The organism is Pseudomonas sp. B21-019, from assembly GCF_024749225.1.
Classification (GTDB): Bacteria; Pseudomonadota; Gammaproteobacteria; order Pseudomonadales; family Pseudomonadaceae; genus Aquipseudomonas.
In genome coordinates this window covers 2,520,697-2,545,618 of sequence record NZ_CP087193.1, presented here as the reverse complement: position 1 = coordinate 2,545,618, position 24,922 = coordinate 2,520,697, and the positions used below count along the sequence as shown (strand labels likewise).

At 61.0% G+C, this 24,922-nt stretch carries 22 protein-coding genes; 9 read left to right on the top strand and 13 right to left on the bottom strand.

Annotated elements, in window-relative coordinates:
• Position 1: 1 nt before the first annotated feature.
• From LOY36_RS11510 to LOY36_RS11490, 5 genes are all read left to right on the top strand, one after another.
• Positions 2-1,582, top strand: coding sequence for an ABC transporter ATP-binding protein (locus tag LOY36_RS11510; protein ID WP_258673597.1), 1,581 nt, complete (start codon positions 2-4; stop codon positions 1,580-1,582).
• Between the two features lie 44 nt (positions 1,583-1,626).
• On the top strand, positions 1,627-3,042 hold the full coding sequence (locus tag LOY36_RS11505) for a sigma-54-dependent Fis family transcriptional regulator (protein WP_258673595.1): 1,416 nt from the start codon (positions 1,627-1,629) through the stop codon (positions 3,040-3,042).
• 282 nt (positions 3,043-3,324) lie between these two features.
• Positions 3,325-4,716 carry a GntP family permease gene (locus tag LOY36_RS11500; RefSeq protein ID WP_258673589.1) on the top strand — a complete coding sequence of 464 codons (1,392 nt, stop codon included), beginning with the start codon at positions 3,325-3,327 and terminating at the stop codon, positions 4,714-4,716.
• Between the two features lie 7 nt (positions 4,717-4,723).
• Positions 4,724-5,497 (top strand): 3-hydroxybutyrate dehydrogenase, encoded by a 774-nt coding sequence (hbdH, locus tag LOY36_RS11495; RefSeq protein WP_258673587.1) that lies wholly within the window; start codon positions 4,724-4,726, stop codon positions 5,495-5,497.
• 209 nt (positions 5,498-5,706) lie between these two features.
• Entirely contained in the window at positions 5,707-7,662 is a 1,956-nt protein-coding gene (locus LOY36_RS11490) for an acetoacetate--CoA ligase (protein WP_258673586.1), read from the top strand.
• Between the two features lie 126 nt (positions 7,663-7,788).
• On the opposite strand, the gene LOY36_RS11485 is transcribed toward LOY36_RS11490, so the two are convergent.
• Positions 7,789-8,898, bottom strand: a complete 1,110-nt coding sequence (locus tag LOY36_RS11485) for a PilT/PilU family type 4a pilus ATPase (protein ID WP_258673583.1) — start codon at positions 8,896-8,898, stop codon at positions 7,789-7,791.
• 118 nt (positions 8,899-9,016) lie between these two features.
• Between LOY36_RS11485 and LOY36_RS11480 the strand changes: the two genes are divergently transcribed.
• Together LOY36_RS11480 and LOY36_RS11475 are read left to right on the top strand one after the other, a co-directional pair.
• The gene (locus tag LOY36_RS11480) at positions 9,017-11,554 is read left to right on the top strand and encodes a PAS domain S-box protein (RefSeq protein ID WP_258673582.1); all 2,538 of its coding nucleotides are present in this window, start codon (positions 9,017-9,019) and stop codon (positions 11,552-11,554) included.
• 66 nt (positions 11,555-11,620) lie between these two features.
• A complete protein-coding gene (locus LOY36_RS11475) occupies positions 11,621-11,896 on the top strand; it encodes a peptidylprolyl isomerase (protein ID WP_007933743.1) in 276 nt (91 codons plus the stop codon).
• 195 nt (positions 11,897-12,091) lie between these two features.
• On the opposite strand, the gene LOY36_RS11470 is transcribed toward LOY36_RS11475, so the two are convergent.
• The 8 genes from LOY36_RS11470 to LOY36_RS11435 form a co-directional block, all read right to left on the bottom strand.
• Positions 12,092-13,027: a sugar kinase gene (locus tag LOY36_RS11470; RefSeq protein ID WP_258673581.1), complete on the bottom strand. Its 936-nt coding sequence runs from the start codon at positions 13,025-13,027 to the stop codon at positions 12,092-12,094.
• A gap of 13 nt (positions 13,028-13,040) precedes the next feature.
• On the bottom strand, positions 13,041-14,258 hold the full coding sequence (locus LOY36_RS11465) for an amino acid deaminase (RefSeq protein WP_018927660.1): 1,218 nt from the start codon (positions 14,256-14,258) through the stop codon (positions 13,041-13,043).
• Between the two features lie 37 nt (positions 14,259-14,295).
• Entirely contained in the window at positions 14,296-15,060 is a 765-nt protein-coding gene (locus LOY36_RS11460) for an IclR family transcriptional regulator (protein ID WP_192351064.1), read from the bottom strand.
• A gap of 143 nt (positions 15,061-15,203) precedes the next feature.
• Complete coding sequence (locus LOY36_RS11455) at positions 15,204-15,593, bottom strand: RidA family protein (RefSeq protein ID WP_019649173.1); 390 nt, start codon at positions 15,591-15,593, stop codon at positions 15,204-15,206.
• Between the two features lie 30 nt (positions 15,594-15,623).
• Positions 15,624-16,415, bottom strand: a complete 792-nt coding sequence (locus LOY36_RS11450) for an amino acid ABC transporter ATP-binding protein (RefSeq protein ID WP_019578494.1) — start codon at positions 16,413-16,415, stop codon at positions 15,624-15,626.
• Entirely contained in the window at positions 16,412-17,074 is a 663-nt protein-coding gene (locus tag LOY36_RS11445) for an amino acid ABC transporter permease (RefSeq protein WP_018927656.1), read from the bottom strand. The genes LOY36_RS11450 and LOY36_RS11445 overlap by 4 nt, the downstream gene beginning before the upstream one ends.
• A gap of 8 nt (positions 17,075-17,082) precedes the next feature.
• The gene (locus tag LOY36_RS11440) at positions 17,083-17,745 is read right to left on the bottom strand and encodes an amino acid ABC transporter permease (protein ID WP_019649174.1); all 663 of its coding nucleotides are present in this window, start codon (positions 17,743-17,745) and stop codon (positions 17,083-17,085) included.
• A 52-nt stretch (positions 17,746-17,797) separates the two neighbouring features.
• Positions 17,798-18,646, bottom strand: a complete 849-nt coding sequence (locus tag LOY36_RS11435; protein WP_258673576.1) for a transporter substrate-binding domain-containing protein — start codon at positions 18,644-18,646, stop codon at positions 17,798-17,800.
• Between the two features lie 340 nt (positions 18,647-18,986).
• Between LOY36_RS11435 and LOY36_RS11430 the strand changes: the two genes are divergently transcribed.
• Complete coding sequence (locus LOY36_RS11430) at positions 18,987-19,433, top strand: thioredoxin family protein (RefSeq protein WP_258673572.1); 447 nt, start codon at positions 18,987-18,989, stop codon at positions 19,431-19,433.
• Between the two features lie 132 nt (positions 19,434-19,565).
• On the opposite strand, the gene LOY36_RS11425 is transcribed toward LOY36_RS11430, so the two are convergent.
• Positions 19,566-19,970, bottom strand: coding sequence for a MerR family transcriptional regulator (locus LOY36_RS11425; protein WP_019649176.1), 405 nt, complete (start codon positions 19,968-19,970; stop codon positions 19,566-19,568).
• Between the two features lie 77 nt (positions 19,971-20,047).
• On the opposite strand from LOY36_RS11425, the gene LOY36_RS11420 reads away from it, so the two are divergent.
• Entirely contained in the window at positions 20,048-21,271 is a 1,224-nt protein-coding gene (locus LOY36_RS11420) for an NADH:flavin oxidoreductase/NADH oxidase family protein (RefSeq protein ID WP_258673568.1), read from the top strand.
• Positions 21,272-21,457: 186 nt separating this feature from the next.
• On the opposite strand, the gene LOY36_RS11415 is transcribed toward LOY36_RS11420, so the two are convergent.
• The 3 genes from LOY36_RS11415 to LOY36_RS11405 all read right to left on the bottom strand — a co-directional run bounded on the left by LOY36_RS11415 (position 21,458) and on the right by LOY36_RS11405 (position 24,853).
• Positions 21,458-23,104, bottom strand: a complete 1,647-nt coding sequence (locus LOY36_RS11415; RefSeq protein WP_258673566.1) for a phospholipase D-like domain-containing protein — start codon at positions 23,102-23,104, stop codon at positions 21,458-21,460.
• 76 nt (positions 23,105-23,180) lie between these two features.
• A complete protein-coding gene (locus LOY36_RS11410) occupies positions 23,181-23,726 on the bottom strand; it encodes a VWA domain-containing protein (protein WP_258673562.1) in 546 nt (181 codons plus the stop codon).
• Between the two features lie 119 nt (positions 23,727-23,845).
• Positions 23,846-24,853, bottom strand: a complete 1,008-nt coding sequence (locus LOY36_RS11405; protein WP_258673559.1) for an ATP-binding protein — start codon at positions 24,851-24,853, stop codon at positions 23,846-23,848.
• Positions 24,854-24,922 lie beyond the last annotated feature (69 nt).

Below are 24,922 nucleotides of genomic sequence, written 5' to 3'. Positions count from 1 at the left end.
TATGAGTGACAACCTGATCGAAATCCGTGACCTCAACGTGGCCTTCAGTGGCCAGACCGTGGTGCGCAACCTGTGCCTGGACATCCGCCCCGGCGAATGCCTGGCGCTGGTCGGCGAGTCCGGATCCGGCAAGTCGGTGACCGCCCACTCGATCCTGCAACTGCTGCCCGACAGCGGCACTGAAACCACCGGCAGCATTCGCTACCGCGGCCAGGAATTGATCGGTGCCGACACCAGCACCTTGCGCGAGCTGCGCGGCAACCGGATCGCGATGATCTTTCAGGAGCCGATGACCTCCCTCAATCCGCTGCACAGCATCGAAAAGCAGATCGGCGAAACCCTGCTGCTGCACAGAGGGCTGAGCGGCAAGGCGGCGCAAGCGCGGATACTCGAATTGCTGCAACTGGTGGGCATCCAGAAGCCCGAAGAGCGGCTAAAGGCCTACCCCCATCAACTGTCCGGCGGCCAGCGGCAACGGGTGATGATTGCCATGGCCCTGGCCTGCGAACCGGAATTGCTGATCGCCGACGAACCGACCACCGCGCTGGATGTGACGGTGCAGCGCAAGATCCTGCTGCTGCTCAAATCCTTGCAGCAGCGACTCGGCATGTCGCTGCTGCTGATCAGCCACGACCTCAATCTGGTGCGCAGCATCGCCCAGCGTGTGTGCGTGATGCACGCCGGGGAAATCGTCGAGCAGGCGCCTTGCGAAACGCTGTTCACCGAGCCGAAACATCCTTACAGCTGCGTGCTGCTGAACGCCGAACCGGAAGGTGAAGCGCTGCCCCGGGACGAGCGTGAAAACGTGCTGGAAGTGAATAATTTGCACGTACAGTTCGCCATCGGGGGCGGCCTGTTCCAGCGTAAAACTTACTTGCGTGCAGTCGATGGCATCAGCCTCAACGTTCAGCGCGGCAAGACCCTGGGCATCGTCGGTGAGTCCGGGTCGGGCAAGTCCACCCTCGGTCAGGCGATCCTGCGCTTGCTCGATTCCGAAGGCAGCATTCGCTTTCAGGGTGAGGCGCTGGATAGCCTGACGCAAAAGCAGCTGCGACCGTGGCGCAAGAAGATGCAGGTGGTGTTTCAGGACCCCTTCGGCAGCCTCAGCCCACGGATGTCCGTGGCGCAGATCATCAGTGAAGGCCTTGAGGTTCACAGCCAGTCCACCCCTGCGCAATGCGAGGCCCAGGTCATCCGGGTGCTGGAAGAAGTCGGCCTCGATCCGCAAAGCCGTCATCGCTACCCGCACGAATTTTCCGGCGGGCAGCGCCAGCGCATCGCCATTGCCCGCGCGCTGGTGCTGAAACCGGCACTGATCCTGCTCGACGAGCCGACCTCGGCCCTTGATCGCACGGTGCAAAAACAAGTGGTCGCCCTGCTCCGCCAGCTTCAGGAAAAACATGGCCTGACCTACCTGTTCATCAGCCACGACCTGGCGGTGGTGCGTGCCCTGGCCCACGACATGATCGTGATCAAGGACGGCAAAGTGGTGGAAAGCGGCGCCAGCCACACGGTGTTCGAATCACCGCAGCACCCGTACACCAAAGAGCTGTTGGCGGCGGCGCATCCGGGGTTGGCATAATCCCTGCGATCTTTTGATCTTGATTTCCAAAAATGGACACCCCGATGAACACCACCGAAAGCCTCAAGGACTACCAGCGCGTTCGCACCCTGGCGATCCGCTCGCTGTTCGAGATCATCGAGCAATCGAGCGAAGGCACGGTGATTGTCGACCGCGACGCGAACATCGTCTGGATGAACGAGCGCTATGCCCGGCGGTTTGGCCTGGAGTCGGCCGCAGGTGCCATCGGCAGGGCCTGTGAAAGCGTGATCCCCGGCAGCCTGTTACGCGAGGTGGTGCGCACCGGACGGCCGATCCTGCTGGACATGCAAGACACCCCCAAGGAACCGCTGGTGGTGATGCGCCTGCCGATTCACGACGATGCCGGCGCGGTGATCGGCGCCATCGGTTTTGCCCTGTTCGACGAATTGCGCAGCCTGTCGCCAATGCTCAAGCGCTACCTGAGCATGCAGGAAGAACTGGCGTCCACCCGCTCGCTGCTGCGAGCACGGCAGACCAAGTACAACTTCGCGCACTTCATCGGCACCAGCGCCGCCAGCCTCGAAGTCAAACGCCGCGCCCGACGCAGCGCCAGTGCAGAGTCGCCGGTGTTGTTGCTCGGTGAAACCGGCACCGGCAAGGAACTGCTGGCCCAGGCGATCCACGGCGCATCGCCCCGGGCGCATAAAGCCTTCGTCAGCATCAACAGCGCAGCGATTCCCGAGTCGCTGCTGGAAGCCGAGTTCTTCGGCACCGCGCCCGGCGCGTTCACCGGCGCCGATCGCAAGGGCCGCGCCGGCAAGTTGCAAATCGCCCAGGGCGGCACGCTGTTTCTCGACGAAATCGGCGACATGCCGCTGCCGTTGCAAAGCAAACTGCTGCGGGTGTTGCAGGAAAAGGAATTCGAACCGGTGGGTTCCAACGAAGTGATTCAGAGTGATGTGCGGGTGATCGCCGCCACCTCCACCGATCTGGTGGCGGCAATCAAACGCGGCGAGTTTCGCGCCGATCTGTATTACCGCCTCAACGTGCTGCCGATCCAGGTCCCGCCCCTGCGTGATCGCCTCGACGACCTGCCGGCCCTCAGTGAAGCGATCCTTGAGGAACTGCGCAGCCAGCACGAATTGAATCGCGAAGCCCTGGAATTGTTGGGGCAACACGCCTGGCCAGGGAACATTCGTGAACTGCGCAACGTGCTGGAACGGGCGGCGTTGCTCAGTGATGACTTGATGCTGAACGCGGCGGACATCCGCGCGGCGATTGGCAGTTTTACCCCGGTTGAGCGTGCGGCGCCTCTGCCCCTTGAACCGATTGCCCATGAAACCTTCAGTGAGGCTCGCGAACGGTTTGATCGGCAGTTGATTGAATCGACCCTCGCGCAATGCGGTGGGAAGGTGATCGAAGCGGCGGCGCGGTTGGGGCTGGGGCGGTCGACGTTGTACAAGAAGATGGCGGCGTTGGGGATTGCAGAGTCTCTATAAAGAGACATGCATCTCTATTTGTAGATGTATTTTCAAGATCAAAAGATCGCAGCCTTCGGCAGCTCCTACAGTGATTTCCGCGTTCCCCTGTAGGAGCTGCCGAAGGCTGCGATCTTTTAAGGCGCCAAATCGTCTCCGAATAGAGACAAAAATCCTCCACAATATTCATAAAAAACATAAATCATTTACATTTCAATAACTTAGATATCTGGCACGAAACCCGCTATAGCCCTCCCCACCTAGCTTCACCCTACAAAAATAACAATCCTGGAGAGACACACCATGAGTGTGATCATTGCCTTGGCAGCCCTCGCGCTGCTGATGGTGGCTGCTTACCGTGGCTACAGCGTTATCCTCTTTGCCCCGATCGCCGCCCTCGGCGCCGTCCTGTTCACCGACCCTTCCGCCGTTGCCCCCGTCTTCACCGGGGTGTTCATGGAAAAGATGGTCGGTTTCGTCAAACTGTATTTCCCGGTGTTCCTGCTCGGTGCGGTGTTCGGCAAGCTGATCGAGTTGTCGGGTTTCTCCCGTTCCATCGTCGCAGCAGCGATTCGCTTGCTCGGCACTCGCCAGGCGATGCTGGTGATCGTGCTGGTCTGCGCCCTGCTCACGTACGGCGGTGTGTCGCTGTTTGTGGTGGTGTTTGCGGTCTACCCGTTTGCCGCCGAGATGTTCCGCCAGAGCAATATTCCCAAGCGCTTGATCCCGGCGACCATTGCCCTCGGCGCGTTCTCGTTCACCATGGACGCCCTGCCCGGCACGCCGCAGATCCAGAACATCATCCCCAGCACCTTCTTCAACACCACCGCCTGGGCGGCGCCGTGGCTGGGTGTGGTCGGCGCGATTTTCGTGTTCTGCGCCGGCATGCTGTTTCTGCAGCGCCAGCGCAACAAGGCCCAGCGCAGTGGTGAAGGCTATGGTTCAGAACTGCGCAACGAGCCGGAAACCGCGCCGGACATCCAACTGCCCAACCCGTGGATCGCGCTGTCGCCGCTGTTGCTGGTGGGCCTGATGAACCTGCTGTTCACCCGCTGGATTCCTGTGTGGTACGGCAAGACCCACAGCCTTTCGCTGCCGGGCATGGCCGCTCCCGTGACCACCGACATCGCCAAGCTGACCGCAATCTGGGCGGTCCAGGCCGCCCTGCTGGTGGGCATCATCATGGTGCTGGTGTTCGGCTTTCAGGCGATTCGTGGCCGGTTGGCCGAAGGCAGTAAAAGTGCGGTCAGTGGCGCACTACTGGCGGCGATGAATACCGCGTCGGAATACGGTTTCGGGGCGGTGATCGCCTCGTTGCCAGGTTTTCTGGTGCTGTCGGACTGGCTCAAGAGCATTCCCAACCCGTTGGTCAATGAAGCGATCACCGTGACCTTGCTGGCCGGCATCACCGGCTCGGCGTCAGGCGGGATGAGCATCGCTTTGGCGGCGATGTCCGAGAGTTTCATCAGCGCTGCCCACGCCGCCAATATTCCGCTGGAAGTGCTGCACCGGGTCGCTGCGATGGCCAGTGGCGGCATGGACACTCTGCCGCACAACGGTGCGGTAATTACCTTGCTGGCGGTCACCGGGTTGACCCACCGCGAGGCCTACAAAGACATTTTCTGTATTACGCTGATCAAGACACTCGCTGTTTTTGTGGTGATCGGTACTTTCTACGCCACTGGCATTGTGTGAGGTATTCATGACGACTCTTTCGGGCAAGACCGCACTGGTCACCGGTTCCACCAGCGGCATCGGTCTGGGGATCGCCCTGAGCCTGGCCAAGGCTGGCGCCAACCTGATCCTCAACGGTTTCGGCGATGCGTCCAAAGTGATTGCCGAAGTAGAACAATTCGGCAGCAAGGTCGGCCATCACCCCGCCGACGTAAGCGACCCGGCACAGATCGCTGACATGATCGAGTACGCCGAACGTGAGTTCGGTGGCGTGGATATCCTGGTCAACAACGCCGGCATCCAGCACGTGGCGGCGGTGGAAGATTTTCCGGTGGAGCGCTGGGACTCGATCATTGCGATCAACCTGTCGTCGGTGTTTCACAGCACCCGTTTGAGCCTGCCGGGCATGCGTGCCAAGGGCTGGGGACGCATCATCAACATCGCTTCGGTGCACGGCCAGGTCGGTTCGGTGGGCAAAGCGGCGTACGTCGCGGCCAAGCATGGCGTGATCGGCCTGACCAAAGTGGTCGGCCTGGAAACCGCCACCACCAACGTTACCTGCAACGCCATTTGCCCAGGCTGGGTGCTGACGCCGCTGGTGCAGAAGCAGATCGATGATCGCGCCGCGACCGGGATCGACCCGCAGCAGGCGCAACATGATTTGCTGGCCGAGAAGCAACCGTCCCTGGAATTCGTGACGCCGCCGCAGCTGGGTGAGTTGGTGCTGTTTTTATGCAGCGAAGCCGGTAGCCAGGTGCGTGGCGCTGCGTGGAATATTGATGGTGGATGGTTGGCGCAGTAGCCTGCCGCCAGACCCTGTGGCGAGGGAGTTCTGTGGCGAGGGGGCTTGCCCCCGTTCGGCTGCGCAGCAGTCGCAAAACCGGGCAACGTGGAGTGACTGGAGACAAACCGCGGGGCCGCTTCGCGACCCAACGGGGGCAAGCCCCCTCGCCACAAAAGCTCCCTCACCACAGTAGACTGTGTGTAGACATAAGAAAAAGAGGCCAAGCCATGTCCGACATCCTCTGGCAACCCGGCACCGAGCGCATCGGCAAGTCCCGCATGGAGGCCTTCCGGCGTTTCGTCAATCAGCGACACACCCTTGGGATCGCCGACTACCCTGCCCTGCACCAATGGAGCATCGACCAGCGGGAAGCCTTCTGGCAGGCCATTGTCGATTTCTTTGACATCCGTTTTCACGATCAGCCAGACGCGGTGCTGATCGAAGGCGCGCAAATGCCCAGCGCCCAGTGGTTCCCCGGCGCTACCTTGAACTTCGCCGAACACCTGCTGCGCCGTCGTGACGATGCCGTGGCAGTGGTCGCCATCGGTGAAAACGGCCAACGGGAACAGCTGACCTGGGCTGAACTGGCAAGCCACGTCGCCGGTTTTCAAAATAGCCTGAAAGCCGCCGGTGTCGGCCTCGGCGACCGCGTGGCAGCGTGCATGCCGAACACCTGGCAGACCCTGGTGGCCATGCTCGCCACCACCAGCCTGGGTGCAATCTGGTCCTGTTCTTCACCGGATTTCGGCACCCACGGGGTGATCGATCGCTTCGGCCAGATCGAACCGAAAGTGCTGATCACCTGCGCCGGTTACCGCTACGCCGGCAAAGTGATCGACCAGACCACCAAGATCAATGAAATCCTCGGACAACTGCCGTCCTTGCAGCAATTGATTGTTGTGCCTTATGCGCGTCCTCAAGCACGCATCGAGGATTTCCGCTGCCAGGCCAACGTGACGCTGTGGGACGATTTTTACGAAACGGGCGACGAGCCGCAATTCGTTCCCGTGCCCTTCGCCCATCCGCTGTACATCCTCTACTCCAGCGGCACCACCGGCGTACCGAAGTGCATTGTGCACGGCACCGGCGGCGTGTTGCTGCAACACGTCAAGGAACATGGCCTGCACACCGACCTCGGCGCCGGTGACCGTTTGTTCTACTACACCACCTGCGGATGGATGATGTGGAATTGGCTGGTCTCGGCGCTGGCCGTCGGCAGCGCCGTGGTGCTGTATGACGGCTCGCCGTTTCATCCAGGGCCGGAGCGCTTGATCGACCTGATCGACGACGAACGCCTCAATGTCTTCGGCACCAGCCCGAAATTCCTCACTGCGCTGGAAAGCAATGGCTTGAAGCCGTGCGAAAGTCATGACCTGAGCAGCCTGAGAACCATCCTGTCCACCGGCTCGGCGCTGTCGCCGCAAAGCTTCGATTACGTCTACCGCGCGTTCAAGTCCGACCTGTGCCTGTCTTCGATGTCCGGTGGTACCGATATCGTTTCGTGCTTTGTGATTGGCAACCCGGTGCTGCCGGTGCGCCGCGGCGAAATGCAGTGCAAGAGCCTGGGCATGGCGGTCGAAGTGTGGAACGACGATGGCAAGCCTGTGATCGGTGAAAAAGGCGAACTGGTGTGTACCCGGCATTTTCCGGCGATGCCCATCGGCTTGTGGAACGACCCGCAACAGGAAAAGCTGCGCGCTTCGTATTTCAGCCTGTTCCCCGGCGTCTGGGCCCAGGGCGATTACGCCGAGCAACTGCCCCATGGCGGCATGCTGATCCACGGCCGCTCCGACGCGGTGCTCAACCCCGGCGGTGTACGCATCGGCACGGCGGAAATCTACCGTCAGGTGGAGAAAGTCCCGCAGGTGCTGGACAGCGTCGCCATCGGTCAGCAATGGCAGGATGACGTGCGAGTGGTGCTGTTCGTGCGCTTGCGCGACGGCGTCGAACTGGACGAAGCGCTGCAACAACAGATCCGCCAGGTCATCCGCGCCAACACCACGCCACGGCATGTGCCGGCGAAGATTGTCGCGGTGACGGACATTCCGCGGACCATCAGCGGCAAGGTGGTCGAGTTGGCGGTGAGGAATGTGGTGCATGGCCAGAAGGTGAAAAACACCGATGCACTGGCCAACCCCGAAGCCCTGGAGCAATTTCGAAACCGCCCCGAACTGAACGACTGAAATGCGACCCTTGTAGGAGCTGCCGAAGGCTCGGGCCGCGTTCGGACGATCTTTTGACTTTGGCGTCAGATGAATCGCTAAAGATCAAAAGATCGCAGCCTTCGGCAGCTCCTACAGGGGGAGACGTCAGTCCATTAGCCCCCATTCACCCGGCGGCGTATGGGGGGCGGGTGTGGCCTCGGCGTGCATTTTCAGGCGCAAGCGCAAGTTGTTCACAGAATCCGCATGTTTCAACGCCTCTGCCTCATCGATCGCACCCTCGGCAAACAGCGCGAACAGCGCCCCGTCAAACGTCTGCATCCCTGCCTCTGAAGACTTCTCCATGATCCCCTTGAGTTCGCCAAACTCATTGCGCCGGATCAGGTCACCGATGGTTGGTGTGCCCAGCATCACCTCCACCGCCGCCCGGCGCTGCCCGTCGCGGGTACGCACCAGACGCTGGGACACAAACGCCTTGAGGTTGTTACCCAAGTCATTGAGCAGTTGTGCCCGGCGTTCTTCGGGAAAGAAATTGATCACCCGATCCAGCGCCTGATTGGCGTTGTGCGCATGCAACGTGGAAATCACCAGATGACCGGTATCGGCAAACGCCAGCGCGTGTTCCATAGTCTCGCGGTCGCGGATTTCGCCGATCAACACCACGTCCGGCGCCTGGCGCAACGTGTTTTTCAGCGCCGCATGGAAACTGCGGGTATCGACGCCAACCTCGCGCTGATTGACGATCGACTTCTTGTGCCGATGGATAAACTCGACCGGGTCTTCAATAGTGATGATATGACCGCTGCTATGGCGGTTGCGGTAATCGATCAGCGCCGCCAACGAGGTCGACTTGCCCGAGCCGGTCGAACCGACGAACAGCATCAGCCCTTGTTTGAGCATCACGGATTCGAGCAGCACCGCTGGCAAGTTGAGATCTTCGAAGCGTGGAATGTCGAGTTTGATGTTGCGTGCCACAATCGACACGTCATTGCGCTGTTTGAAGATATTGAGCCGGAAACGCCCGACCCCGGGCAGGGAAAGTGCCAGGTTCATTTCCAGGTCCCGATCGAACTCCAGGCGCTGTTCGGCGTCCATGATGGACGCGGCAATGGCCGCCACTTCTCCCGGCTTGAACGGTTGATCGGTCAAGTGTTTGAGCACACCATCAAATTTCGCGCTGGGTGGCGCGCCCGTGGACAGGTAAAGATCGGAGCCATTGCGGCTGGCCAGAGTCTGCAGCAGTGCATCGATTTCCATGGCAAAAAGCACCCGCGAAGCATTCAATAAAAAAATGACCCCATGCGGGTCATCCAGCGTCTACCGCCTTGCAAGGATAGTAGACGCCGCCACACTGACTCACGCGCAGGACATGTAGATGAACGCACCACCGACCGCCAGCGATGCCCAGGCCTTGATTGCCCGACTGGACTGGACAAACAACCCGCTGGGCGCCGCCGAAAACTGGCCGCAGAGCCTGCGCACCGCGGTGGACATCGTGATCCACTCGCCAATGCCGATGTTGTTGCTGTGGGGCCCGCAGCTCACCCAGATCTACAATGACGGCTTCGCCTTCCTCGCCGGCAGCAAACACCCTCACGCTTTCGGACAACCGACGCACCAGATCTGGCCGGAACTCAAAGACTTTACCGACCCGATTTACAGCGCCGTCCTACAGGGCCAGGTGCGGACCTACAGCGAACAGCGCTTTACCTTGCAACGCGACGGTCGGGATTCTGACTTCTGGCTGGATTTAACCTACAGCCCCATTCGCAATGAAAGCGCCGAGGTTGCCGGGATTCTGGTCACGGCCATCGAAACCAACGAACGCCGCCGCATCGCCCTCGAACTGGAACAACGCTCCGCCGCCAGCCTCAAGGCCCAGCAAGACACCGAGCAGCGCCTGCAACTGGCACTGGCCGCCACCGATGCCGTCGGCACCTGGGACTGGGACATTGGCGAAGACCGTTTCATCGCCGATGCGCACTTCGCGCAATTGCATGGCGTCGATCCGGCCATGGCCAGCCAGTTGCCGATCAGCGAATACCTCCACGGCGTGCACCCGGAAGACCGCGCCATGATCGCCCGCAGCATCAAGCACTGCATCACCCATGGCAGCGAGTACGCCGAGGAATATCGCTTGCTGCAAGCCGACGGCCAGTTGCGCTGGGTGTTTGCCCGTGGCCGTTGCTACAAGGACCACCATGGCCGGCCGATCCGTTTCCTCGGCGCCGCGCTGGACCTGACCGAACGCAAACACATCGAACAAGCCTTGCGCCAAAGCCAGACCGAGCTGCAACTGATCATCAACGCCATGCCGATCCTGATCAGTTATGTGGACCGCGAAGAGCGCTTTCGCCTGAACAATGCAGCCTATCTGGAATGGTATGGCCTGACGCCCCAGGAGCTTTACGGCCGCACCATTCGTGAAGTGCTCGGCGATGAAGCCTATGCCCTGCGCGCCGAATACATCGCCGAGGCGCTGAAAGGCAAGACCTGTTGTTTCAGCATCAGCGCCGATCACCGCGATGGCAGTACCCGCCAGGCCCTGATGAACTACCTGCCACGCCACGGCGCAGACGGCGCGGTGAATGGTTTCTACATCTTCGTGATCGACGAGACCGAGCGCAAACAGACTGAAGAGGCGCTGCGCAACCTCAACGAAACCCTGGAAGAGCGCGTGAGCGCCCGCACCCAACAACTGGCCGAAGCCAACCAGCGACTGCAGAACGAGATGTTCGAGCGTGAGCGCGCCGAAGACGCCTTGCGCCATGCGCAGAAAATGGAAGCGGTCGGCCAGCTCACCGGTGGCATCGCCCATGACTTCAACAACATGCTCACCGGGATCATCGGCAGCCTCGATTTGATGCAGCGCTACATCGCCGATGGGCGCGCGGCCGAGATCGGTCGCTTCACCGAAGCGGCGGTGTCCTCGGCACATCGTGCCGCCGCCCTGACCCATCGGTTGCTGGCATTCTCAAGGCGTCAGTCACTGGATCGCAGGCCACTGGACGCCAACCAGCTGGTGCATTCCCTGGAAGACTTGCTCAGCCGGACCAAGGGCGATCACATCGAGCTCAAACTGAAGCTGGCCGATGAGGTCTGGCCGGTCAGTACCGATGTCAGCCAACTGGAAAACGCCTTGCTCAACCTCGTGATCAACGCCCGGGATGCGATGCCCGATGGCGGCGAGTTGTTGATCGAAACCGCCAATGTTCACCTCGACGGCAGCGACGTCACTCCGCTGGAGCCAGTCAGGGCCGGGGATTACCTGATGATTGCCGTCAGCGACAACGGTGCCGGCATGACCCCATCAGTACTGGCCAAGGCCTTCGATCCGTTCTTCACCACCAAACCCATCGGCCAGGGCACCGGCCTTGGGTTGTCGATGATCTATGGTTTCGCCCAACAGTCGGGCGGGCACGTCAGCCTGCACAGCCGGCCGGGCCAGGGCACCAGCGTTCGCCTGTATTTGCCACGGTTGCACGTCGCCCTGCCGGAGCACGCTCAGCTGCCGGTCATCGGTGAGGCACCGCCAGCGGTTGCCGGTGAAACCGTGGTGTTGGTGGAAGACGATCCGGCGGTGCGCATGCTGGTGCTCGACCTGCTCAAAGAGTTGGGTTATCACGCCCATGAAGCCGAAGATGCGCAGAGCGCCCTGCCCTTGCTGGAGTCCGACCTGCGGGTCGATCTGCTGGTGACCGATGTCGGGCTGCCGGGCATGAATGGTCGGCAACTGGCGGAAATCGCTCGTCAGCACCGCCCGGAGCTCAAAGTACTGTTCATTACCGGTTATGCCGAGAAAGCCGCCGAACGCCAGGGCTTCCTGGAGGAAGGCATGGACATGGTGGCCAAACCCTTTTCCATGGACCTGTTGGCCAACAAGATTCGCACGATGATCGGCCAAGCCGGCTGAGTTAAGGCATAATCGCGCGCCCCACGCTGGCACCAACATAGCCACCACCGTTGCAAGGTACTGCCCATGAAAGCCCAAGCCCGCCATATTCTGGTGAAAACCTCGGAAGAAGCCGAGCAGCTCAAACAACGCATCGCCAAGGGCGAAGCCTTCGATGTGCTGGCCAAGAAATACTCCACCTGCCCGTCCGGCAAACGCGGTGGGGATCTTGGCGAAGTACGGCCCGGGCAGATGGTCGGGGCAATCGATGCGGTGATCTTCAAAAAACCACTGCGGGTGGTGCATGGGCCGATCAAGAGCAAGTTCGGGTATCACTTGGTGCAGGTGTTTTACCGGGACTGATCGGTTGGCTCGATATACAGGGTGAGGCTTGCCTGTGGCGAGGGGGCTTGCCCCCGTTCGGCTGCGAAGCAGTCGTAGATCCTGCGCACTCGGTGTGTCAGGTCGATCAAGGTCACAGGTTTTGGGGCCGCTTCGCGGCCCAACGGGGGCAAGCCCCCTCGCCACAAAAATCACAGCCACCACAGGCATTGCATTTCAATTCTTGGGGATCAGTGCCCCCGGCACTTGAATCACCCGACTTGCCAACCGATGCCCCGCTTCTGCGGCCTCGACCGGGTTACCACCTTTCAAACGGCAAGCCAGATACGCCGCACTGAACGAATCCCCCGCCGCCGTGGTGTCCACCACCCGTTCAACCACCTGCGCCGGCACTTCGAACGACTCGCCGTCACAGCGAATCAGACACGCCTCGGCACCGCGCTTGAACACCACTTCGGGCGTGCCCATCTGCTCGTAAGCGGCAAACACCGCCGCACAATCGGAAAAGTGGAACAACGCCTGCTCGTCATCAACCGTCAGCAGCGCCAGGTCGACATAGGGCAACACTTCGCGATAAGCCGCTCGTGCGTCCTCGACCGACGCCCACAGGCGTGGTCGATAATTGTTGTCGAACACGATCCGCGCATCCCGCTGTCGGGCTTCGATCAGGGTGTCCAGCAGTTTCTCCCGGCCCAGCTCACCGAGCACCGCCAGGGTGATGCCGCTGAAATACAGCACGTCGTAATCCGGCAGCGCTGCCAGGATCGGCGCGGCCGCCGGGGTGGTGAAGCAATCGCGCACGGCCGCTTCGTTGCGCCAGTAGAGAAAACGCCGCTCGCCGGCCGCGTCGGTCTGGATGCAATACAGACCTGGCAAGCGACCGGGCAAACGCTGGACCATGCCCAGGCCGATATGTTCGCTGGCCCAACTCTGGCACATCGCATCGCTGAAACTGTCGTCACCCAAGGCAGTGACGTAATCCACCGTGCCGCTATCGCCCAGTTCACGGGCCAGATAGACCGCAGTGTTCAGGGTATCGCCGCCGAAGCTTTGTTGCAGGGAGCCGTCGGCGCGCTGCTGCAGTTCGATCATGCACTCGCCGATCAGGGCGATGCGCGGGATATTGGGGCCCAGAGGGCTGATGTTGTTCATGTTGTGGGGGCTCTTAGAAACAGGTTTCCATGGTTTCGATGACATTCAGCTGCTCATCCACCAGACACCCGATACGCCACTTGTCGAACGTCAAACACGGGTGCGAAGTCCCGAACGAAATGATATCGCCCACCCGCAACTCAACTCCCGGCGCCACGGTCATGAACGCGTGCTGGTCCATCACCGCCGTCACCTTGCAGGCACTTACATCATCGCCGGTCGCCGGCACCACGCCGGCCTTGTAACGCAGCAACGGCACCGGCAAACCGGCGTCGTAGGCCACGTCGCGCTTGCCCAGGGCGATCACCGCAAAACCCGGTTCGGGCAACGACTGCACATGCGCCCAGACTTCCAGCGCCGGGCGCAAACCTTCGTGCAGGTCGCTGCGACGGTCGAGCACGCAGCATTGTGCTTCTTTGTAGATGCCATGGTCGTGGGCCACGTAACTGCCGGGGCGCAGCACGCTGAGGAAACGCCCGCCGGCATTCTGCGCTTCGAACGACTCGGCGATCAGGTCGTACCACGCCGACCCCGACGCAGTGATGATCGGCTTGGCAATCGCGAACGCGCCGCTGTCCTGCAGTTGTACCGCCAGACGCACCAGGGAGGCAGCGAACTCGCGGATGCCGCTCACCGCATGATCACCGTGAATCACCCCTTCGTAGCCCTCGATGCCGGTCAGCGCCAACGCCGGTTGAGCGTTGATAGCCTTGGCCAGCGCCAGCACTTCGGCTTCGGTGCGGCAACCGCAACGACCGCCGACCACGCCGTACTCGATCATCACGTTCAGGCGCACGCCGCGCGAGGCGAAAAACGCGCCGAGGTCGGCGACGTTATCCGGGTGATCGACCATGCAGTAGAAATCAAAAGTCGGGTCTGCCAGCAGGTCGGCGATCAGCGCCATGTTCGGCGTGCCGACCAGTTGATTGGCCATCAGCACCCGCCGTACACCATGGGCGTAAGCCGCGCGGGTTTGCGTGGCGCTGGCCAGGGTGATGCCCCAGGCACCGGCGTCCAGTTGGCGACGAAACAGCGCCGGGGTCATGCTGGTTTTACCGTGAGGCGCCAGTTCCGCGCCGCTGTGACTGACGAAGTCCTGCATCCAGCGAATATTGTGTTCCAACGCGTCACGGTGCAGCACCAGTGCCGGCAGACTGACGTCCCGCACCAGGTTGGCGCCGGTCTGGGCGGCGCCCTTTTCCACGGCGGCGGTATTGATGGCAGTAGACATGGTCGATCTCCTCATACACGGCCGCAGGCAGCCGCTGTTATTCGTTGATACGCCGGGCGAGGCTGTTGGCGCTGTCGATCAGCACCCGGCGATAGTCGTTGTAATTGTTCTTCGCATCGGCCCGTGGGGCGACGATGCACAGGGTCGCGATGGCCACGCCGTTCGGGTCTTTGACCGGGGCGGCGAAGCAATGGGTAAAGGTGTCGGCGACGCTGTCGAAGGAAAAGAATCCGTCGATGGCGGCCTGGCGGATCTCCTCGAGAAATTGCTCCAGCGGCAGGCGTTCACCGTCGGGCAGGATGAAGTCGTCGGGGTCGATCAAATCGACGATCTGCTGATCGCTCAGGTGCGCCAGCAGCAGGCGCCCGGAAGCGGTCCAGGGGATCGGCGCGTTTTCGCCGATGTCCGAGGAAATGCGGAAATGCCGCTCACCCTCCTTCATCAATGCCACGGTGTATTTGCGTCCGTTGAGCAGGCACATCTGCGCGGTTTCGCGGGTCTGGCTGACGATTTCCTGCAAGGCGTGATCGGCCTCGCGGGACAGGTCGAAATGACGCAAATGCGCTTGTCCGAGGAAGTACAGCTGACGACCGAGGTAAACGTGACCTTCCTTGCCCACGGGTTCGAGGATGCGCCGCTCCAATAAGGACGCAACCAGTTCGTAGACCGTGGATTTCGGGCTGCCGATGCCGCTGGCGATTTCGTTCGGGCGCAGGGGCTGGCCGATTTCCTTGAGGAAATCGAGGATGTCGAACGCCCGGTCCAGACCGCGAGCCCGGCGCTTGATGGTGTCTTCGGTCATGTCTTCAGGTTCCCATTCAAATTCGCCCGTAGGAGCTGCCGCAGGCTGCGATCTTTTGATCTTGCCCTTGTAACGCTCCCAAAACGCCAAAAGATCGCAGCCTTCGGCAGCTCCTACAAGGGCCAATCAGCCGCGCCCTCGGTTCAGGCCTTTTTCTTGTACGCAATGCAATCAATCTCGACCTTGCAATCGACCATCATGTTCGCCTGCACGCAGGCCCGGGCCGGGGCGTGTTCGCTTTTGAAGTACTCGGAAAACACCTTGTTGAAACTCCAGAAATCCCGCGGGTCTTCCAGCCACACGCCCGTGCGCACCACATCTTCGAGCCCGTAACCGGCCTCTTGCAGAATCGCGATCAGGTTTTTCATGGTCTGGTGAGTCTGCTCGACAATCCCGCCCACGATGATTTCACCATCCACCGCCGGCACTTGGCCGGACACGTGCAGCCAGCCATCGGCTTCGACGGCGCGGGCAAAAGGACGGGGCTGGCCGCCACCGGCGGTGCTACCGGTGCCGTAACGAGTAATGCTCATGGGTGTTTCTCCTGATTAAAAAATGAAGGCTTAAAAGCGGGTGCTCTTGAGAAACTCCGCCAGTCGCGGCGACTGCGGGCGCTCGAACAATTCCTTGGGCGGCCCCTGCTCTTCGATCCGCCCCTGATTCATGAATACGATCTTGTCCGAGACCTCGAAGGCAAAGCGCATTTCGTGGGTCACCAGCAGCATGGTCATGCCATCTTCGGCCAGGCCCTTGATCACGTTCAGCACTTCGCCCACCAGTTCCGGATCGAGGGCCGAGGTGACTTCATCGAACAGCATCAAACTCGGGTTCATCGCAATCGCCCGGGCAATCGCCACGCGCTGTTGCTGACCACCGGACAACTGACCGGGGTAATGATCGCGGCGTTCCAGCAGGCCAACCCGCTCCAGCCATTTTTCCGCCAGCGCCACCGCCTCATCCTTGTGCAGCTTTTTCACCTTGAGTAAACCGAGGGTAACGTTCTGCAATGCTGTCAGGTGCGGGAACAGATTGAATTGCTGGAAGGCCATGCCGGTCATGGCGCGATGGCGGGCGATGACTTTTTCCGGGTGACGCACGCGCTTGCCGTTGACCTCGTCATAGCCGATGGATTCACCGTCGAGCAGAATCTGCCCGCCCTGGAACTCCTCGAGCATGTTCACGCAGCGCAACAGCGTGGTCTTGCCCGAGCCGCTGGAGCCGATCAGCGTGACCACATTGCCGCGCTGCATGGTCAGGTCGACGCCCTTGAGCACTTCGAGCTGGCCGTATTGTTTGTGCAGGCCGCGGATGTCCAGCAGCGCTTGGTTCTGGGTCGAAACTTGAGCTTGTGTCATGGCAAGGCCACCCGCTTTTCAATGTGCCGGCCGAGTAATTCGATGGCGTAGTTGATGACGAAAAACAGCAATCCGGCGAACAGGTAAAACTCCAGGGTCATGAAGGTCCGGGCGATGATCTGTTGAGTGCTGAGCAGCAGCTCGGCGACGCCGATCACCGACAACAAGGTCGACGCCTTGACGATCTCGGTGGACGAGTTGACCCAGGTCGGCAAAATCTGCCGCAACGCCTGGGGTAACAACACATAGCCCAGCGCCTGGTAAAACGTCAGGCCGATGGCCTTGCTCGCTTCCATCTGGCCGCTGGGCAGCGCTTGCAACGCACCGCGCACGATCTCGGCGACATGGGAACCGCAAAACAGCGTCAGGCCCAAAGTGCCTGCCCCGAAGGCGCTGATCTGCCAGCCCAGTGCCGGCGCCATGTAGAAGCAGGCCAGTACCAATACAAACACCGGCGTGCCGCGAATGATGTCGACGTAGAACCGGAACGGCGCGCGCATCCAGAACGTGCCGTAGGTGAGTACCAGGCCGGCGACGATGCCGACCAGCGTGCCCAGCAAAATCGCCAGGCCCGAGCACTGCACACTGGTCAGGAAGCCCTGCCACAGGACATCCCGGGCCACCCATAACTCATGCAACCAACTGGGGGATTCGTACATGGGGCCTCCTAACGGCGAATCGCCAGACGCTGTTCGAGGTAACGCAGCATCATGGCAATGAGGTAACAGGCCGCAACATAGAGCGCTGTGGTCACCAGCCAGGTTTCAATCACCCGGTAGCTCTCGACATTGATCTTGCGCGCATAATAGGTCAGCTCCGGCACGGCAATCGCCGCCGCCAGCGAGGTGTCCTTGAACAGCGAAATGAAGTTGTTCGACAGCGCCGGCAACACATTGCGCAGCATCACCGGCACGGTGACGTACGCCTTGACCTGCCACTCGCCCAAGCCGATCGCCAACCCGGCTTCACGCAGCCCCTTGGGAATGCTCAACAGCCCCCCACGAAACACTTCGGTCAGGTACGCCCCGGCATACAGCGACAGGGTGATGATGAACGAGGGGATCTTGTCCAGACGAATCCCCAGGCTCGGCAGCGCGAAGTAGATCAACAGAATCAACACCAGAATCGGCGTATTACGGATCACCGTCACATACACCGACGCCAGCCCCCGCAATGCGCGGTGCTTCGACAGCAAAGCAAACGCCATCAGCAGGCCGATCACGCAGCCGATGGCGATCGACACCAGCGCCAGCTCAAGGCCCAGGCCGAGCCCCGCCAGCAAGGTGTCGAAGTCGCGCCACACGGCGGCAAAATTCAACTGATAGTTCATGGTCAGCAGTACCTTGAGCGGGGCGATTTATCACCGCCCCGCTCTCACGGGATCATTTGAATTCGACTGGGAAACCGATTGCAGGAGTCGGCAGGTCGACACCGAACCATTGTTTGAAGGAGGCTGCGTACGTCGGGAATTCAACGCCGGTCATGCCTTCATGCAGCACGGTGTTGACGAAGTTCAGCCAGTCCTGATCGCCGCGTTTGACCGCACAGGCGTAGGTTTGCGGGCTCCAGGCGTAGGTCGGGCTGCGATAACGGCCAGGGTTCTGCACCATCAGGTATTTCACCGACGACTGATCGGTGGCAGCCGCGTCGGCACGGCCGGAGTTCACCGCCTGATACATCAGATCCACGCTGTCGTACTGATCGACTTTGGCCTTGGGCAGCGCCTGATGCACCAGTTCTTCGGCGTACACGTTCTGCAGCACTGCCACGGTCACACCGTCTGCGGCGGCCTTGAGGTCTTCGATTTCCTTGTACTTGCTGTTGGCCGGCAGCAACAGGCCAACACCTTCGCGGTAGTACGGCAGCGTGAACGCGACCTGTTGGGCCCGGCTGGCGGTCACGGTGATGAACTGGCAACTCATATCGACCTTGTCGGTCAGCAGGTTCGGAATCCGCGCATCGGACGACTGCACGACGAACTCGACCTTGCTCGGATCGTTGAACAACCCCTTGGCCACCATCCGCGCGATATCGATATCAAAACCCTGCAACTTGCCGTCCGCTCCCTGGAAGTGCCACGGCGCATTGGTACTGCCCGTGCCCACGATCAATTTGCCACGGGCCAGTACGCTGTCGAGCTTGCTGTCTGCCGCTTGAGCGACACCCACGGCAGCGGCCGAAGCCGCGAGAACGAAAACACACGCTTTAAACAAGGAAAGTCGGCGATGCATGGCAAGCACTCCAGGGCTGTGTTTATTCCGCTATACCGGAACTTGGTATGTAACAACGGAATAGACAGCAGAAAGTGTGCCACAGGTTGTGGGCGGAATCTCGGGGGATTGAAAAGTGATTTGAATCAAATGGATGCACACAGGTGCGAAGAAGGTGTTACGAAATGAGCGACTGAATGAGCGCTACCGTTGGCTACAGGCTGTGTGTGGTTGAGCCACATTGCAGTGCATTGCAGGTCAAAAAGAAGCAGAGCGCACCTGTAATTTCTGACAGTAGACCCACCCGCTCGCCTCCTTTAACGTCAACAGGCCTTCGATAGCCTTTGAAAAGGAGATTTCAATGCGTTCGATTTCCACCCAGCTATTGGATCCGGCCTACCGCAAAGCGCTCAACACCTGGCGCCCGGTGATTCTGTATTTCGGCACCGACCACTGTCCCGCCTGCGAATGGGCCGAGCCGGTTTTCCGTGAAATTGCCGAGCGGTACAAAGATCACGCGTGCATCTATGTGCTGGATACGAGCAAGTCCCCTCGGCATCCAAAAGTCACCGGCACACCGACGGTGCTGTTCTACAAGGAGGGGAAGCTGTTGAAGAAGCTCAAGGGCATTGGAGCCCCGGAAACCCTGGAAGAAAACTTCAAAAAACACATCGGCAAGCTCAGGCCCAAGCAGGTTGCCCGCAAACCTCGCCGGGACTTGCAATGGTTGCAGAAGACCCTCAGCAGATTATGCACTGCGCCCCGGGCTCGGGAGCTGTTGAACTTGCGTTTGATGAGTGCTGTTTGAGCCGTCAGATCAAAAGATCGCAGCCTGCGGCAGCTCCTACTGGCGTACGCCGATCTCCCGTAGGAGCTGCCGCAGGCTGCGATCTTTTGGAATTCACCCGACTCCTGATTCGATCAACATACCGCGCCACCGCTACTGCTTGAGCGATGCCAATACCCGCTCGGCATTCGCACCGCACCCCATGCCCTCGGGTCGCGCCTGGATGCTCTCGATCACTTCCAGCAACCGCGCCTTGCTCTGGGCCAGGTGCAGTTGCATCTCTTCGATCTGCTCGACCTTGCGCTCAAGACCCGCCACCAGTTCGTCGTGCTTGAACTCCCCCGTCGCGGCATCCGGTAACAGCAGCTTCAGCTCTTCCAGGCTGAAACCGGCCTGTTGGGCGCATTGGATGATTTTCAGGGTTTGCAGTATTTGCGGCGGATAACGCCGATAACCGTTGGTCTGACGCTCGACCTGACGGATCAGCCCCTGGGCCTCGTAAAACCGAATGCGCGAAGCGTTTAACCCGCTCAGTTGCGCCAACTCACCAATCTTCATCACGGCCTCATTTGCACGCTTGACATTAAAGTTAACTTTAAGCTTAGCCTCTACTCATCACTGATGAGGAGTCAAGTATGTCGCCCTTCCAAACATTGAATTTGCCCAACGGCCAGACCATCGGTAATCGCATCGCCAAAGCCGCGATGGAAGAGAACCTCGCCGATACCGGGCAGGCACCTTCCGGCGAGTTGTTTCGGTTGTATCAAGCCTGGGCTGACGGTGAGGCCGGGCTGTTGCTGACCGGCAATGTGATGATCGACCGCCGTGCCATGACCGGCCCCGGTGGCGTGGTGCTGGAAGACGAGCGACACCTGGAACGCTTTCGTCAGTGGGCAACCATCGGCCGGGCCAGTGGCGCGCAGTTCTGGATGCAACTCAATCATCCCGGGCGCCAGACCATGGCCAACCTCGGCCAGCAGGCCTTGGCCCCCTCGGCGGTAGCGCTGGACCTGGGCGGGTTTTCGAAGATGTTTGCCGAGCCCAAACCGATGGGCGAGGACGACATTGCAGAAGTCATTCAACGCTTCGCCACCAGCGCCGCCCTGGCGGAAAAGGCCGGTTTCACCGGGGTGCAGATTCATGCCGCGCACGGTTATCTGCTCAGCCAGTTTCTGTCGCCGTTGACCAATCGCCGCACCGACCGCTGGGGGGGCTCTCTGGAAAACCGTGCGCGTTTGCTGCTGGAAGTGCTCGGCGCTGTTCGCAAGTCGGTGTCGCCGCAGTTTTGCGTGGCGGTGAAGCTCAATTCCGCGGACTTCCAGCGCGGCGGTTTCGACGCCGATGACGCCCGGCAAGTGATCCAGTGGCTCAACGAGCAACAGATCGATTTGCTCGAGCTCTCCGGCGGCAGCTACGAAGCACCGGCCATGCAAGGCGAGGCTCGCGACGGTCGGACCCTGGCGCGAGAAGCGTACTTTCTGGAAATGGCCAGCGAACTGGCCGGTGTGGCGCACATGCCAGTGATGGTGACAGGGGGAATTCGTCGGCTGGCAATCGTCGAACAGGTGCTCGACAGTGGCGTCGCCATGGCCGGTATCGGCACGGCACTGGCCATCGAACCGCAGCTGGTCAAACGCTGGCGTGAAGGCCAGAACAGCCACCCGCAGTTGCCACCGATTCGCTGGAAACGCAAAGCCCTGGCGTCGCTGGCGAACATGGCCGTGGTGAAGTTTCAGCTCCATCGATTAAGCCGCGGGCGCACGCCCAGGCCGCAGGTTTCGGCGGTATGGGCATTGATCCTCGACCGGTTGTACATCGCCCGGCGTACCCGCCAGTACCGCCAGGCAATGGGCAAATAACCGAAGAAACCTGTGGGGGCCATTGTGGCGAGGGGGCTTGCCCCCGTTCGATTGCGAAGCGATCGTAAACCCAGTCACCGTCTTCGGATTCAAGATCGTAGCGACTGGTTTTAGGGGCGCTTCGCACCCCAACGGGGGCAAGCCCCCTCGCCACAAAGAATCTCCCACAGGGAATCGCCAGCGTGTTTATCGTCCGGAAAAGCGCAGCCGCGATAACATCCGCAGGTCGCCCTCGCGGTAATAGTCATCGGTCCAGCTGTCATCCGCCGCCAACGGCCGGACCTGCTTGAGTTGCAGTTTCTTTGCAAAGTAGCGGAACCGGTAATGCTCGTAGAAGCGCAGTAGTTCCAGCCCGTAACGGTCGGCCAGGTCGGTGTCGCCACGGATGATCAGGTAGTTCTCGTCGTTGCCATTGCTGGCTGCGTCACTGAGGTTGTGGCTGCCGCTGATGATGGTCGGTGAGTCGCTGGTGAAGTCGACGACGATGGCTTTGGTGTGCACCAGCAGGTTGCCCTTCTGGCCTTTCATGTTTTCCTTGAGCCAGCCTTCAAGGCCGGTGTTGAGCAACGCGGTGGCGGCGAATTCAGCGGTGCGGTCGGCGTGGAAACCGGTGATGCTGCTGACCGTGTTTTGCAGGCCGTAACGCAATATGTCGTCGTGGGGTTGGCCGAGCAGCGCGTTGAGTATTTTGTCCGGCAAGGTGAATGCCGTGACAAACAGCAGGTCTTTTTTGGCGGCGTTGATGATCTTGATGAACTCACTCAAGTCGCCCTCGCCTGAGCGCGGTGAAAAGCCGGCGAACAGCGGCTGGTCAGGCTGCATCGGATTGTGTTCCGTGAGCCAGTCCCGCGTGGCGCCGACGTCCGCCGGCGTGGCCCAGACCTGCTCGAAGGTTTGCAGGTAAGTGGCGCCGATCCGAGCGTCGTCCAGCACATGCACGACATTGGCCTGACGGTAGACGCCGTTGGCAGTGAAGTTGGTACTGCCGCAGAGTACCGCTTCGGGCTGATGCTGCCCCGCCGCATCGAGCCGGCTCAGGACCATGAACTTATCGTGAAAGATATTGTGGGTGACTCGCCCGCGCTTGTTCGCCGCCGGGATTTTTTCCAGGCTGGCTTCGTTCAGCGCCGTGGTGTCTTCGCCAGGTTGGGCGTGGTACAGGACCCGAACCTTTACGCCACGCTCGAAGGCGGCGTTCACCGCATCGACGATCGCCTGCAGCTGGTATTCATAGATCGCGATGTCCAGCGCCCAGTGGCCATCCACGGCACGTTCGATAAACCCGAGCAGGCGTGCGAGCAGACCATTTTCCAGCCATTGCCGTGGCGCGTCGGGCCATTCTTCGATGGGCAGTGTCTTGTTGACGCTGAGCAGCGCATCGAGGTCGGCGAATTTGCGCTGGAACGCCTGACTGGCAGCCACTGCCCGGTTGAAAATCACGTTCTGCCCCTTGGGCAGGCCATTGTCCGTGGTGACCGTCACTTCCAGGCTTTCACCCAACTGTGGCGCATCGGCAGTGCCATAGGCCAGGTGAACCCGATAATGGATCGTCACACCCGGATTGACCGCGTAATCGGCCCAGCGAAATTTCTGCAAAGGCGCGGCATCGCTGGGGGTGGCGTGAAACTGGGGGAACGTATGATCCTTGCCGGGAAAGGTCAGGCTGTTGAACAGAAACAGCCAGGGTTTGTCGCCTTGCTGTTTTTCGATGGCAAACCCCAGCAGGCCTTTACGGCGGGGTTCGGCCAGGTCGATGGCCAGCAGCACACCGTTGGTGCCGGCGTAGGCTTTGACGCGGAAATCGTCCTGATCGTTGCGGGCTAGAACGCGCATGGGTCACTCCTGTGATGGGTTTGCTTACAGAGCATAGGGCAGCGATGCGATGGGGCCAGCACTGTCAGCACAAAACTCAACCTGAAATCAGCTCATCGATATGTCGATAATCAACCTGTAACTGCGCTGCCAACACCTTTGCCCGCCCGAGCCGAATCGGCCCGCGCTCGATGTCGATCAGCAACCCCGGGCAATCCAGCGTCGGCAATGTCGACCATTCCTTCAACCGTCCATCTGTCACTAGCAACAGCCGCTGCTGCTCGGCCGGAAAACGCTTTTGCCGTGCCGCCAGCCAGTGCCCTGCCTCGCCCAGCGCCGCCAGCATCGGCGTCCCGCCGCCGGCGCCCAATCCCTCGAGCCAATCGCGTAAGCCCGCAGAAGCTTTCAACCCCTGCACCTGCCACTTCGGCAAGTGACCGCTGGCGGTCAGCAAAGCCATACGTGCGCGCTGTCGATAGGCATCGTCGAACAGTTGTGCCAGCAAGCCCTTGGCATCGCTCAACGCCTGATGGCGCCGGGTCGAGGCCGAGGCATCGACGATCACCAGCCACAGTTCATGCGGGGTGCGGGTCCGCAGATGGAACAATAGATCATCGCGTTGATGCGGTCGGCCGTTGAGCAAGGTGCCGGGCCAGTTGACCGATCCGCTGGGGGCGGCGTGACGCTTGCCCTGTTTACCGTGATCCAGCCGGCCTGCGCGGGGTCTGGCATTCGCCCCCGCGTCTGATCGAGGGCGAATGCCTAGGGCTTTTTTGGCCAGCTCGGCACTTCACGTCGAGCACCGACCGGCAGCGCCTGGGCGGGCATTTCGCCCCACTGGCCCTGACCTTCGTTCGGGTTGGGGGTTTGCGCAGGGGATTGCTGTGGCGCTTGGGAATGTTGCGGCGCAGAGGTCGAATGCTCCCGACGACGATGACGCAAGGCAAATTCGGCGACCGCGTCGATATCTTCTTCGGCAATGGCGTTCGCGCCACGCCAGGCAGCATGTGCCCGCGCCGCGCGCAGCCAGACCAGATCGGCCCGCAAGCCGTCGACGCCGGCAGCAAAGCAGCGCTCGGTGATCTGCGCCAATGCGGCATCGTCGAGAGGGATACTCGCCAGGGCCGCACGCGCCTTCTGGCAACGCTCGCGCAGTGTATGTTGCTGACTTTCCCACTCGGCGCAGAACCCTTGCGGATCGCTGTCGAAATCCAGTCGACGACGGATGATCTGGCCGCGCTCGGTGGGTGCGGTATGGCCGCTGAGGGCGACGTTCAGACCAAAGCGGTCGAGCAGTTGCGGGCGCAGTTCGCCCTCTTCCGGGTTCATGGTGCCGATCAGCACAAACTTCGCCGAATGCCGATGGGAAATCCCGTCACGCTCGATCAGGTTGGTGCCGCTGGCGGCCACGTCGAGCAGCAGGTCCACGAGGTGATCGGGCAGCAAGTTCACTTCATCGACGTAGAGCACACCGCCGTCGGCCTTGGCCAATACACCCGGAGAAAACTGTGCGCGCCCTTCGCTCAAGGCCGCGTCGAGATCGAGGGTGCCGACCAGCCGTTCTTCGGTGGCGCCCAAGGGCAAGGTGACGAATTGACCACTGGCCAGCAGGTCCGCCAAGCCTCGGGCCAGGGTCGACTTGGCCATGCCGCGCGGGCCTTCGATCAGCACACCACCGATTTTCGGGTCGATGGCGGTCAGGTACAGGGCGAGCTTCAAGTCATCGGCGCCGACCACGGCGGAGAGCGGGAAATGGGGGGTGTCGGTCATGTCGGGTCTCGCTTGTGGTCAGAGATTACATTGTGGCGAGGGGGCTTGTCGGAACGCCGCATCGCCCCG

What these genes read in the sequence shown, in the direction of transcription:
- LOY36_RS11510 (WP_258673597.1), top strand. Translation starts at nt 2, where the DNA reads ATGAGTGACAACCTGATCGAAATCCGTGACCTCAACGTGGCCTTCAGT.
- LOY36_RS11505 (WP_258673595.1), top strand. Translation starts at nt 1,627, where the DNA reads ATGAACACCACCGAAAGCCTCAAGGACTACCAGCGCGTTCGCACCCTG.
- LOY36_RS11500 (WP_258673589.1), top strand. Translation starts at nt 3,325, where the DNA reads ATGAGTGTGATCATTGCCTTGGCAGCCCTCGCGCTGCTGATGGTGGCT.
- hbdH (WP_258673587.1), top strand. Translation starts at nt 4,724, where the DNA reads ATGACGACTCTTTCGGGCAAGACCGCACTGGTCACCGGTTCCACCAGC.
- LOY36_RS11490 (WP_258673586.1), top strand. Translation starts at nt 5,707, where the DNA reads ATGTCCGACATCCTCTGGCAACCCGGCACCGAGCGCATCGGCAAGTCC.
- LOY36_RS11485 (WP_258673583.1), bottom strand. Translation starts at nt 8,898, where the DNA reads ATGGAAATCGATGCACTGCTGCAGACTCTGGCCAGCCGCAATGGCTCC.
- LOY36_RS11480 (WP_258673582.1), top strand. Translation starts at nt 9,017, where the DNA reads ATGAACGCACCACCGACCGCCAGCGATGCCCAGGCCTTGATTGCCCGA.
- LOY36_RS11475 (WP_007933743.1), top strand. Translation starts at nt 11,621, where the DNA reads ATGAAAGCCCAAGCCCGCCATATTCTGGTGAAAACCTCGGAAGAAGCC.
- LOY36_RS11470 (WP_258673581.1), bottom strand. Translation starts at nt 13,027, where the DNA reads ATGAACAACATCAGCCCTCTGGGCCCCAATATCCCGCGCATCGCCCTG.
- LOY36_RS11465 (WP_018927660.1), bottom strand. Translation starts at nt 14,258, where the DNA reads ATGTCTACTGCCATCAATACCGCCGCCGTGGAAAAGGGCGCCGCCCAG.
- LOY36_RS11460 (WP_192351064.1), bottom strand. Translation starts at nt 15,060, where the DNA reads ATGACCGAAGACACCATCAAGCGCCGGGCTCGCGGTCTGGACCGGGCG.
- LOY36_RS11455 (WP_019649173.1), bottom strand. Translation starts at nt 15,593, where the DNA reads ATGAGCATTACTCGTTACGGCACCGGTAGCACCGCCGGTGGCGGCCAG.
- LOY36_RS11450 (WP_019578494.1), bottom strand. Translation starts at nt 16,415, where the DNA reads ATGACACAAGCTCAAGTTTCGACCCAGAACCAAGCGCTGCTGGACATC.
- LOY36_RS11445 (WP_018927656.1), bottom strand. Translation starts at nt 17,074, where the DNA reads ATGTACGAATCCCCCAGTTGGTTGCATGAGTTATGGGTGGCCCGGGAT.
- LOY36_RS11440 (WP_019649174.1), bottom strand. Translation starts at nt 17,745, where the DNA reads ATGAACTATCAGTTGAATTTTGCCGCCGTGTGGCGCGACTTCGACACC.
- LOY36_RS11435 (WP_258673576.1), bottom strand. Translation starts at nt 18,646, where the DNA reads ATGCATCGCCGACTTTCCTTGTTTAAAGCGTGTGTTTTCGTTCTCGCG.
- LOY36_RS11430 (WP_258673572.1), top strand. Translation starts at nt 18,987, where the DNA reads ATGCGTTCGATTTCCACCCAGCTATTGGATCCGGCCTACCGCAAAGCG.
- LOY36_RS11425 (WP_019649176.1), bottom strand. Translation starts at nt 19,970, where the DNA reads ATGAAGATTGGTGAGTTGGCGCAACTGAGCGGGTTAAACGCTTCGCGC.
- LOY36_RS11420 (WP_258673568.1), top strand. Translation starts at nt 20,048, where the DNA reads ATGTCGCCCTTCCAAACATTGAATTTGCCCAACGGCCAGACCATCGGT.
- LOY36_RS11415 (WP_258673566.1), bottom strand. Translation starts at nt 23,104, where the DNA reads ATGCGCGTTCTAGCCCGCAACGATCAGGACGATTTCCGCGTCAAAGCC.
- LOY36_RS11405 (WP_258673559.1), bottom strand. Translation starts at nt 24,853, where the DNA reads ATGACCGACACCCCCCATTTCCCGCTCTCCGCCGTGGTCGGCGCCGAT.